The 10,604-nt window shown below is 42.5% G+C and carries 10 protein-coding genes; 2 read left to right on the forward strand and 8 right to left on the reverse strand.

Translation table 11 applies throughout. The features are described 5' to 3' along the window. Positions 1-150: 150 nt before the first annotated feature. Positions 151-483 carry a hypothetical protein gene (locus N483_RS14510; protein ID WP_155250708.1) on the forward strand — a complete coding sequence of 111 codons (333 nt, stop codon included), beginning with the start codon at positions 151-153 and terminating at the stop codon, positions 481-483. 82 nt (positions 484-565) lie between these two features. On the opposite strand, the gene N483_RS14515 is transcribed toward N483_RS14510, so the two are convergent. The 8 genes from N483_RS14515 to N483_RS14550 all read right to left on the reverse strand — a co-directional run bounded on the left by N483_RS14515 (position 566) and on the right by N483_RS14550 (position 8,727). After that, on the reverse strand, positions 566-1,039 hold the full coding sequence (locus N483_RS14515) for a peroxiredoxin (protein ID WP_023397526.1): 474 nt from the start codon (positions 1,037-1,039) through the stop codon (positions 566-568). 147 nt (positions 1,040-1,186) lie between these two features. Then, positions 1,187-2,857, reverse strand: coding sequence for an asparagine synthase B (gene asnB / locus N483_RS14520; protein ID WP_023397527.1), 1,671 nt, complete (start codon positions 2,855-2,857; stop codon positions 1,187-1,189). Positions 2,858-3,058: 201 nt separating this feature from the next. Beyond that, positions 3,059-3,721: a pyroglutamyl-peptidase I gene (pcp, locus tag N483_RS14525; protein ID WP_036975014.1), complete on the reverse strand. Its 663-nt coding sequence runs from the start codon at positions 3,719-3,721 to the stop codon at positions 3,059-3,061. Further along, a complete protein-coding gene (locus tag N483_RS14530; RefSeq protein WP_023397529.1) occupies positions 3,714-4,736 on the reverse strand; it encodes a DUF979 domain-containing protein in 1,023 nt (340 codons plus the stop codon). Before N483_RS14530 ends, pcp begins: the two co-directional genes overlap by 8 nt. Further along, positions 4,733-5,464, reverse strand: a complete 732-nt coding sequence (locus N483_RS14535) for a DUF969 domain-containing protein (RefSeq protein ID WP_023397530.1) — start codon at positions 5,462-5,464, stop codon at positions 4,733-4,735. Before N483_RS14535 ends, N483_RS14530 begins: the two co-directional genes overlap by 4 nt. Then, complete coding sequence (locus N483_RS14540; protein WP_023397531.1) at positions 5,461-6,399, reverse strand: biotin-dependent carboxyltransferase family protein; 939 nt, start codon at positions 6,397-6,399, stop codon at positions 5,461-5,463. The genes N483_RS14535 and N483_RS14540 overlap by 4 nt, the downstream gene beginning before the upstream one ends. Beyond that, positions 6,393-7,049, reverse strand: a complete 657-nt coding sequence (pxpB, locus tag N483_RS14545; RefSeq protein WP_023397532.1) for a 5-oxoprolinase subunit PxpB — start codon at positions 7,047-7,049, stop codon at positions 6,393-6,395. The genes N483_RS14540 and pxpB overlap by 7 nt, the downstream gene beginning before the upstream one ends. Before the next feature lie 163 nt (positions 7,050-7,212). Beyond that, positions 7,213-8,727: a leucyl aminopeptidase gene (locus tag N483_RS14550; protein ID WP_023397533.1), complete on the reverse strand. Its 1,515-nt coding sequence runs from the start codon at positions 8,725-8,727 to the stop codon at positions 7,213-7,215. Positions 8,728-9,117: 390 nt separating this feature from the next. Between N483_RS14550 and msrA the strand changes: the two genes are divergently transcribed. Then, positions 9,118-10,335 carry a peptide-methionine (S)-S-oxide reductase MsrA gene (gene msrA, locus N483_RS14555; RefSeq protein ID WP_155250710.1) on the forward strand — a complete coding sequence of 406 codons (1,218 nt, stop codon included), beginning with the start codon at positions 9,118-9,120 and terminating at the stop codon, positions 10,333-10,335. Positions 10,336-10,604 lie beyond the last annotated feature (269 nt).

Here is a 10,604-nt window from a genome sequence, read left to right on the forward strand (position 1 = left end):
TATAGTTAAAACCCATAAACTAGTGAGATCCCAGCTCTGCAGGAGTTTGGCCTTAGACCTTTACGCCCTTTTGCTGTCTTGGACACAAATATAAGGGGGCCTATACCTGAACAGGGCAATTTAACCTTTGTGCCAAGCGTAGAAAATTTTGTGCAGTTTCATCAAGACGCTAGATTTAAAAAAGCTAGGCCGATCCGTGATGAAGGGATGGAGTTTTTAACCGATGGAAACCTATTTGAATCTATTGAAGAACAAATAACATTGGATTCAAATTCAGACTACGCATTGATTCTATCTAGCAATCAAATTGCTAAAAGCGCATCATTATTTGAACTAAATCTCAGCCAAAATAGCCCTAGCCAACGATTTAAAGGTCAGTTATTAAGATTGTGCCCTTGGAGTGAAGATACTGAGGGCTTGTTACGTGCAGTTACCAACGAAGCAATAGTATTAAAGATCCGTTTTTTTCCTGAAAGCAGCTAATAACGTAAGCTCGAAGAAATGCTTTAATAAACTCGCTCATAACTGTTGGATAGAATAGTTATGAGCGAAAATACCTTTGTGATTACAGCGCTTCTAAAATTACTTCAGCTTTACTGATCTCAAAAGTTTTTGGTGCTTCAACGTTCAACTGAGTAACTACACCGTTTTCAACGATCATAGCGTAGCGTTGAGAGCGCACACCGCCAAAGCTTGCCGTGTCCATATCTAGGCCCAGCGCTTGAGTGAAACTTGCATCGCCGTCTCCAAGCATTAAAATTTCATCTGCGTTTTGCGCATCACCCCAAGCTTTCATCACAAAAGCGTCATTGACTGAAACACAAATGATGCTGTCGACACCTTTAGCTTTGATTTTGTCTGCCAGTGCAACAAATCCTGGTAAATGTGCTTGCGAGCAAGTTGGTGTGAAAGCACCTGGCACTGCAAAAACAACGACTTTTTTGTTTGCAAAAAGCGCTTCAGACGTATGGTTTTGCATGCCATCAGCTGTTAACTCAGTTAATACCGACTCTGGAATGCTTTGTCCTTGTTCAATCATTGGTTTTTCTCTTTTAGATTAGAATGCTTGCAAGTGTAGTATGTAAAATGGCATATAAAAACCGATAATTATTAGGGTTATTAAAGTGGCCTCAAGATGAGGGTCTGTAGACCACTTTAATCATTACCCTATGATGTTTTTATTATATCACTGCTGTTTATACGCATCGTTGTGCACATTTGCGGCGCGACCCGACGGATCCGCATTGTTTTCAAAACTCTCGTCCCAAGCTAGTGCTTCAGGAGTAGAGCAGGCGACAGACTTTCCATGAGGTACACACTTAGCTGCAGCTTCTCCAGGAAAGTGCTCTTCAAAAATGGTCCGATAGAAATACGCTTCTTTGCTATCCGGGGTGTTAATTGCAAAGCGATAGTGTGCATTGGCCATATCTTGATCAGATACTTGGGCCTCGGCATAGTCACGAAGCGAATCTATCCATGAGTAACCTACACCATCCGAAAACTGTTCTTTTTGACGCCATAAAACATCATCGGGAATGTAACCACTAAACCCTTCACGAATAACATGCTTTTCTATTCGACCGTCTTTACACATTTTGTATTCAGGGTTGGTGCGCATGGCGATATCAACAAACTCTTTATCTAGAAATGGCACTCTTGCCTCAACGCCCCAAGCGGCCATCGATTTGTTCGCACGCAGACAATCAAACATGTGTAATTTAGAGACTTTTCGGTTAAGCTCATCATGAAACTCTTTACTATTTGGGGCCTTATGAAAGTAAAGGTATCCACCAAATAGTTCATCTGCGCCTTCACCGGATAGCACCATCTTGATACCCATAGCTTTGATATACCTTGCCATCAAATACATAGGCGTGGATGCGCGAATGGTTGTAACATCATAGGTCTCTAAGTGATAAACCACTTCTTTCAAGGCATCTAACCCTTGTTGCACTGTAAAATGAATAGGGTGGTGAATTGTGCCTATTTGATCCGCTACTTTTTGTGCAGCTGCTAGATCTGGCGAGCCTTCTAGACCAATTGAAAATGAGTGAAGTTTAGGCCACCAAGCATCACTGGCGTCATTATCTTCGATACGCTTTGCGGCAAATTGTTGGGTTATAGCTGAGATAACTGAGGAATCTAGCCCGCCGGAAAGTAATACGCCATATGGTACATCACACATCAGCTGCCTTTTTACTGCAGCCTCCAAACCATTTTTGACATCAAGGGCGCTTGCTGAGTTGTTTTTCACCGCATCAAAACTTTGCCAATCTCTTTGGTAATATTTGTGATAAGAACCTTCTTTGGAATACAAATAGTGTCCTGGGGGAAACTCCTCGATGTGATTACATATAGGTGTAAGCGCTTTCATTTCACTGGCAACGTAGAAGTTACCGTGCTGATCCCGGCCCGTGTACAAAGGTATAATACCGATATGGTCACGACCGATTAAATAAGCATCTTGTTCTTCGTCATACAGACAAAATGCAAATATGCCATTTAAATCATCTAAAAACTCAGGCCCTTTTTGTTTGTATAAGGCTAAAATGACTTCGCAATCAGACTTTGTTTGAAACTCAAACGGGACTTCCAATTGCTCTGCAAGTGTCTTGTGGTTGTATATTTCACCATTTACTGCAAGTACGTGGGTTTTCTCTGGGTTGTACAAGGGTTGAGCGCCACTGGCAACTCCAACAATAGCGAGTCGCTCATGCACTAAAATTGCTTTTTCGCTAGAGTATACACCGGACCAGTCAGGCCCTCGGTGTCTTAATTTTTTCGACATTTCGATAGCTTGCGCTCGTAACTTATCAGCCGAGCCTTGGATTTCTAAAACACCAAATATTGAACACATAGTACCCTCATTCCTGTTGCGCCCGTTACCTGTTAGCCGTCGGCCACGGGCTAATCACTGTCATAAATATAGTTATTTTTGTATAAAACTAAGTCTATAACTAACAGAAAATTATGATGAAGTCACACGGAAAATACTAAATATCGTTGGGGGGAAGGGAGTAAATTTTGGTGCATTTCTGCACCAAAATATTGCAAGATATTAGTGAGTTGTTCCTGCCGCTATGGCTAAATCCTGATCATGGCTTAAAGCCGAGGCAATCATGGATTTTAGCGCTGCAATGACGGTTGACTCAGCCATACTGGGTGCACCGCTATGGTGCACTGCTTGCTCAGGCAAATATGGAATATGGATAAAGCCACCTTTTAAATTGGCTTTGTGTGTTTCTATGTAATGACATAGACCATACATGACATGATTACATACATAGGTACCGGCAGTATTGGAAATACTCGCTGGGATCTGCGCTTCATGCAGGTCCCAAAGCATATGTTTTATCGGTAACTTTGCAAATACCGCCGCTGGACCGTCTTTAACAACTGGTGTATCGATAGGCTGGTGGCCTGCATTGTCTTTAATTCTTGCATCATTAATGTTTATCGCAATACGTTCAATTGTAATATCGCAGCGACCGCCTGCTTGGCCAACACATAATACGAGGTTTGGTTCATGCAGTGCGATATTGTTGTAAAGTGATTCCAAAGAGGTGTCAAACTCACAAGGAAGTTCTCGCGTTACGATTAAATGACCTTCGATAATAAGGCCTTCTAACTTCTGAACCGCTTGCCATGAAGGGTTAATTGCTTCGCCACCAAAAGGTTCAAATCCAGTGATTAACACGGTAGGGTGATTAGGTTTAGTCATTAAAAATAACCCCATACATTAAAAAGATATTGATGATTAATAGAGCGATCGCAGTTGGTATTTGCACCTTGATCACCTGATATTTGTCTTTTAAATCGAGTAGTGCGGCTGGGATAATATTAAAATTCGCAGCCATTGGCGTCATTAACGTGCCGCAGTAACCGGAGTACATACCAATCGCTACCAGTGGCGCAGGACTGGCGCCATGTCCTTGAATCAAGAATGGTACAGCAATACCCGCTGTCATGACTGGGAAAGCCGCAAACGCGTTGCCCATGACCATAGTAAATAAAGCCATACCGACACAGTAAAGTACAACGAGCATAAAACGGTTATCCGGAGATATAAACAGGGTTACAATATCCTGTATCGCAGTGCCAGTATTTGCCACGATGAAAACGCCGCCCAGCATGGCCAGCATCTGTGGTAAAATTGCTGCCCACCCGATTGAGTCTACAAGGCGTCTAGATTCGCCTATCGCCTGAATAGGGCTACCTGAAGTGAACTTCCATGCAACCAATAAAGCACCGCCACAAGCAAGTGTTAGCGACGCCAAGGTTAAATGGTTTTGGTCAAATAAATAGGTGCCACCAAGATTAAGACCACCTAAAAAAAGTGTACAAATCACAGTTATAACGGGGATAAGTACAGCTGGAATAAACAGCTTATTGCCGATCGTCTGAGCGCTTTTGTCTAGCTCTTCTTCGCTTGGGGTATAGTATGTGCCCATTGAAACCTTGCCCATACCAGCCAACAGGGCGATGGCGATAACGCTGACTCCCACCCACTGATTAGTTAGCGTTTCACCAATGAGCGAAATTGATAGATCACCAAATAAAAATACATTACCAAAGAGCATCCAAAATAGGGCTGTAGTGAGGCGTTTTGGGTGTTGCTTGTCTTGTAGAGTTTTAACAACTAAAAACAGAACCAAAAAGCCGATGAGTAAATAGATATTGTCAATAGAGAGTATTGCAGGTTGTTCTGAGTGTGTAGATTGGCTTACTGCGCTCATGCTAACTCCTCAGTACTAACAGATTTGTTTTGTTGCTGCTTTATCTCAGCAATTTTGTTGCAAATTTTTGCTTCGAGGCGAGCAAGACGGAAAAGGTGTACGATTAATGCAAAAATTGCAGTGGGTATGGCCCAAAGACCAATGTGTAGTGGCTCGATACCTTGGATCCCATTTTCTTTTAAAAATGCATCCATTAATAAAACGGCTCCAAAAGCAATAAATATGTCTTCGCCAAAAAATACGGCAATGTTGTCACATGCGGCTGAATGTGCGCTGATCATGTCTTTGACTTCTTTGGGAAGTTCGCCATGAATATTTGCAGCAGCCCCCAATGCCATGGGGGCTAGCAAGGGCCTAACGGTTTGAGCTTGACCAGCTAAGCTAAGTAGACCCAAGGCTGCCGAAGACTCACGCACCACGAAGTACACGCTAAGAATTCTCGCGGTAGTGGCTCCTTTTATATTGGCAATCCAATTTTTTGCGCGATTTTGCAGTCCGTAGCGCTCCAAAATTGCAATAACAGGCAAAATCAACAAGAAACTAGCCAGTTGTCGGGAGTTCATAAACTTTTCACCAAAGGTGGCTAGCAGTTCAGCAAAGTTCAAGTCAACTGCCCAGCCGGTGATTAATCCTGCCGCAGTGACTACTAATAAAGGGTTAAACCGCAGGGCAAAGCCGACTACGACAACCAATATCCCGGTTAACGGGAGCAAGTTTAGTTCAGTCATATATTTTTCTTATCATGATGTAGCACAGCAATTTTTAATTGTGCTAGGTGTTGTTGTTGTTGGTCTAATGCTTGTTGAGCTTGCGGTCTATTTGCGATTTGAAATTGACAACGTGCTCCTGCATGCAATTGGCCTAAATGACGTAAATCAGCTTCAATTACATGAGCGATAATTGGGTATCCCCCTGTTGTTTGGCAGTCATTAAGCAATACGATAGGTTGGCCATTGGGTGGTAATTGTATCACGCCAGGACTTACTGCTTGGCTAGTAATACTTAGGTTGTGGCTCATATCAATATCACTTGCGACTCTTAACCCCATGCGATTACTGTTTGGTTGTACCTGCCATTGTTGGTCGTACAAATGCTGTTGATTGTCTTTGGGTAACAAATCGATGTGTGGCCCTGGAATAACGCGAATTGTGTTCACATAATCTGGCAGAGCAGCGCCAATGGAACCGAGCGGGTCAAACTGAGTGTAGGGCAGTACGTCACCGTCTTGCAAAGCCCTGCCGCTGAGGCCTCCAAATCCCGCTTGTACATCTGTTGCCAACGAATTCATCACCGGGGTGACTTCATTGAACCCACCTTGAACCGCAAAGTAAGCACGCAAACCATTTTTGCTCGACGCAAAAGTTAATGTGTCGTTAGCTTCAGCGTAATATCGCCACCCTGTGGCTACGCTTTTTCCATTAAGTTTTGCACCAAGCTCCGCACCAGTGATCGAAAAGTTGGTTGGACGGTCAAACTTAAACTTACATAAGCCGACGGTTATCTCAATAACAGCGGTATCTGGGGAGTTATTAAGGAGTATGTTAGCGCTTTTAGCTGCTAGAGTGTCTATCACGCCAGCTTGTGACACGCCTAAATGTCTGAAACCACTTCTTCCTAAATCTTGTATGCACGTTTGAATACCAGATTTTAAGATTGTTAGCATATTCCCTCCGTGCTTGGTATGAACTTTACAACATCTCCTGGTTGCAAAATACTTGGTGATTCTAATTGATGATTAAACAAAACGGTGTCTGTGTGACCGATAAGTCGCCATCCTCCTGGTGATTCACTCGGATAAACTGCCGTAAGGTCTTGTGCTATCGCCACTGAACCCGGCGGCACGTGTGTTCTAGGTGTATCAAGGCGAGGTAAATGTAGTTTTGGGTTTAGATCCCCCAAATAGGCAAAGCCAGGTAAAAATCCTAAGAATTTGACTTGATAACTTTGTTCACTGTGTAGCTCAACCACTTGAGATGGGTTCAAGCCGGTTAGAGATGCGACGGAATCTAGGTCTGGTCCGTCACTTTTTCCATAGCGTGTGATGATTTGGTGAACAGTTGGTTGAAATGCCTCTGGTTCAATGTCTTCCCAAGCCTCTCTTAGTCTATCTAACCAGTATTCTGGATCTTGAGAGTGCATTAAGTAGCCTGTGATGGTCGTTTTGGCCGGTACGATATCTATGAAGACTTTTTGTTCACGCATCCAAGCGTGTAACGCAAACAATTTATTTTGTTGGTGTTGCGAAAGATTAGTCTGAAATATTTCTAAAACGAGTGCACGCTCGCCCAGAATATAGGTCTTGTTGTTTGTCATTATGTTGTCTTTATAATAATTTGAAACACGACTTTTTTATTATTTATAGTGTTGTCATTACAGGTGCTGTTGCGTGTTTAATATACATAGTAATAGTGTGGGAGGCCACATAAATAGAAATAAGAAAAAGGCCATGCAATGCATGGCCTTTTTATTGGAGGGGTTAGTTACCGCTCAATAACCATTCACTAAGAATACGGACGCCGTATCCAGTGCCACCGGCAGGAACTTCATCTTTGGTTTTTTTAGAGATTGCATTGCCCGCGATATCAATGTGAACCCAGCGTGTATCGCCAACAAACTGTTGTAAGAAGGTCGCTGCTGTAGTCGCACCTGGACCGTAAGAGCCAATATTAGTTAGATCTGCTATGTCAGAATTTAGCGCGTCTTTATATCCAAGAGGCAGACGCCAAACTTGCTCGTTAACTGTTTGACCTGCGATCGTAAACTCTTTAACAAGCTCATCGTCTTCTGAGAAAATGGCCGAGTAGTTATTACCAACTGCACGGATTTTAGAACCAGTTAACGTTGCAAGATCAATCATAATTTCTGGTTTGTAGTACTGACGTGCATACCATAGCGCATCACTTAAAATAAGTCGGCCTTCAGCATCTGTGTTAAGTACTTCAACACTTAAGCCTTCAGCTGTACGCAGAACATCGCCAGGCGCGAAAGAGTTTTCAGATACCATGTTGGCAGCCATTGGCATCACCGCAACCACGTTTACATCTGCTTTTGCTTTGGCCATCGCTTTAACTGTACCAAGTACGGCAGCTGCACCAGCCATATCAACTTTCATTAGCGCGATTGACTTACCAGTTTTAACGTTATAGCCACCGGAATCAAAAGTAATGCCTTTGCCTACAAGCGCGATTGGTGTGTCGTTGTTACCTTTGTAATGTGCAATTACAAGTCTTGAGCCTTGTGCACTGCCGCGACCGACAGCTTCAAGGGCGCCCATTCCAAGCTCTTTAATTTCAGCTGGCTCTAATACTTTTACTTCAACACCATATTGCTCAAGCTGTTTTGCAGCTTTTGCAAAATCGACTGGTGTCATTTCAGAAGCAATTTCAGAAGTTAAGTCACGAGCAAGAAACACACCTGATTGAATATGCTCAAGCGGGATGTACTCTTTGGCAGCTTTGCGTTTACTGTCTACATCTATGCTGTAGCTAATATTAAAGTTATTTGGTTCTTTTTTATAAACTTCAAAAGTGTGGTCACGTAAGTTAATACCGTGAGCAAGCTGAGCAGCTAGCTGAGAGTTATTAATTTCACCATCAAAGTCTTCAAAAGCAACAGCAACACTTGCGGACTTTTTATCTTCCAACTTTGCGTGCAGATTGCCGCCAAGTTTAGTCATTTTACTTGCGTTTAGTTCATCTTCTTTGCCTAAACCCACAACGATGATGCGCTTATAGTCAGAGGATACAGGCGCTAGCACTTCAACGGTTTTTCCAAATTTGCCTTGAAAGCCTTCACTTTCTAACGCTCTGTCTAATTGCGCTCTAGTCGGCTTGTCTAAAAATTTGAAAGCAGCTTTTTTGTCTTCTGCTTTGAAAATTACGAGTGACTCAGCGTTTTCAAGCTTAGATGTGAATTGGATGTCCGCAGCTTGGGCTGAAATTGAAGCACCAAGTGCAACTGCGATCGCTGAAAGGCGAGAGATAAAAGACATTTTTAAAAATCCTCTGGATATTGCGTGCCAACGTTTTACCCTATTTTCAATGGCATATTAATCTAATGTCGTTGAACTGCTTGGATTCTAGGGTGAGTTGCAATTGCAACGGGTGTGGTATCAGTGTAGCAAGTTGGTGCACAAGGTGTTATTGCGTTTAACTTTCTTGGTAAAGCAAGATTATTTGTATAAGGCGAGTGGTGCAGCAATGACGAAGTTTTTACTAACATTGAACAAGTTTGCCAGCTTGTTATGCAAAATTTTGAAATTGTTTTATTCGAAGCTCGGTCCAAATGGATAGATAATTATTAAAGGAGCACTTACGTGAAGAAGCAGCTTAACTTTACTTTGTTACTCGGTCTGTTTTCAGCTATTTCTTTCGCCGCTGATATGCCGAAACCTGAGATGGATAATGCAAGTGTAAATATCAAAACACTTGTATTAGGATCTGGCTGCTTTTGGGGCCCAGAAAAGCGCTACGAAGCAATGATTGGCGTGATTGATGCGGAATCAGGGTATGCCGATGGTAGGGGCTTTAAAGCCACCTATAAAAATATAATCAGTCCTCGTCGTCGTTATGATGAAAATAACTACGCTGAAGTGGTTAAGGTGACGTATAACGCAAACTTACTGTCCACTGAGTCATTAATTAAGTCTTATTTTGAAAGCCATGACCCGACTCAAAAAAACAGACAAGGTAATGATGTAGGAACACAATACCGTTCCATCATTTTATTCGATACAGAGAACCAAGCAAAAGTGGCCCATCAGCTCAAAGGGGAGTATCAGCATTTGCTGCAAAAAGCAGGATATGGTGATATCCAAACAAAGATCAAGCCGCTTGAAAAATTTGTGTCTGCCGAGGAATATCACCAAAATTATTTGGCGAAAAACCCTAATGGGTATTGCCCTGATCATAGTACGGGTGTGACTTTTGACAAAGTGGATCAAAAGAAAGTGAGTAACGCTGCGCTTTTAAGAGGTAAACATATAGTAGTGTTAGATTCAAAAAGCTATTGCCCCTACTGCGAAAAGTTTAAAAGTACAGTTGTAAATGATTATAAGGGCTCAATTCCATTACATTACAGATTTGCGGACCAACTGCAAGGCATTGACATTATGTCTGCTACTTGGGCGACGCCAACTATTTTACTTATTGAAAATGGAAAAGAGGTTGCTGGATATCAAGGCTTTATGAATCGAGAAACCTTTTACAAGGTACTGGGAGCGTTTAAGCTTGGCAAAACAGAAGCTTACAAAATTGCCTTTCAAAAAGGCACTGAACGTCCATTTTGCAAGCAATATGATATTTTCAAAAACACAGGAGAGGGCGTTTTTGTTGACAAGCTCAGTGGTGCACATTTGTTTGATACCAAAGATCGCTTTAACTCGGGCACAGGGTGGTTGTCTTTCAAGTATCCAGTCAAAGGAAGCGTCACCTACCATCAAGATTTAAGTCACGGTATGGTACGAACAGAAATCAGATCCAAGTCGACGGGTATCCACCTTGGTCATGTATTTAAGAATGAAGGACCGAGAGGCACGGATAGGTATTGCATCAATGCGACTGTTCTAGATTTTATTCCTAGCCAAGAGCTTGTGAACTGAAATTGAGCTACATACTTAGCTGTTTAAAACACTAATATCGGTCATCGTTGCACATCATGTCGAAACCGTCATTGAGGGCTTGCCCCGCAATCCATGTTTTAGATGAATTTGAAGGAGATATAACTTTAAGATCCTAAATGGACCCTGAAGTAAATTCAGGGTGACGGGTTTTGGGGTGGCCAGTTTGTGAGGCGGTGGCTTTGTGAGGCGGTGGACTTGTAGGCTCACACTTCATGATTTAATGCCGCCCTTGTTTTGCAACAAATCGA

It is taken from the genome of Pseudoalteromonas luteoviolacea NCIMB 1944, assembly GCF_001625565.1.
Classification (GTDB): domain Bacteria; phylum Pseudomonadota; class Gammaproteobacteria; order Enterobacterales; family Alteromonadaceae; genus Pseudoalteromonas; species Pseudoalteromonas luteoviolacea_F.

Excerpts from the sequence above, each read along its gene's own strand:
- pcp (WP_036975014.1), bottom strand. The coding sequence starts at position 3,721 with ATGACTAAACCTAATCACCCTACCGTGTTAATCACTGGATTTGAACCT.
- msrA (WP_155250710.1), top strand. The coding sequence starts at position 9,118 with ATGCCGAAACCTGAGATGGATAATGCAAGTGTAAATATCAAAACACTT.
- N483_RS14550 (WP_023397533.1), bottom strand. The coding sequence starts at position 8,727 with ATGTCTTTTATCTCTCGCCTTTCAGCGATCGCAGTTGCACTTGGTGCT.
- N483_RS14515 (WP_023397526.1), bottom strand. The coding sequence starts at position 1,039 with ATGATTGAACAAGGACAAAGCATTCCAGAGTCGGTATTAACTGAGTTA.
- N483_RS14540 (WP_023397531.1), bottom strand. The coding sequence starts at position 6,399 with ATGCTAACAATCTTAAAATCTGGTATTCAAACGTGCATACAAGATTTA.
- asnB (WP_023397527.1), bottom strand. The coding sequence starts at position 2,857 with ATGTGTTCAATATTTGGTGTTTTAGAAATCCAAGGCTCGGCTGATAAG.
- N483_RS14530 (WP_023397529.1), bottom strand. The coding sequence starts at position 4,736 with ATGAGCGCAGTAAGCCAATCTACACACTCAGAACAACCTGCAATACTC.
- N483_RS14535 (WP_023397530.1), bottom strand. The coding sequence starts at position 5,464 with ATGACTGAACTAAACTTGCTCCCGTTAACCGGGATATTGGTTGTCGTA.
- pxpB (WP_023397532.1), bottom strand. The coding sequence starts at position 7,049 with ATGACAAACAACAAGACCTATATTCTGGGCGAGCGTGCACTCGTTTTA.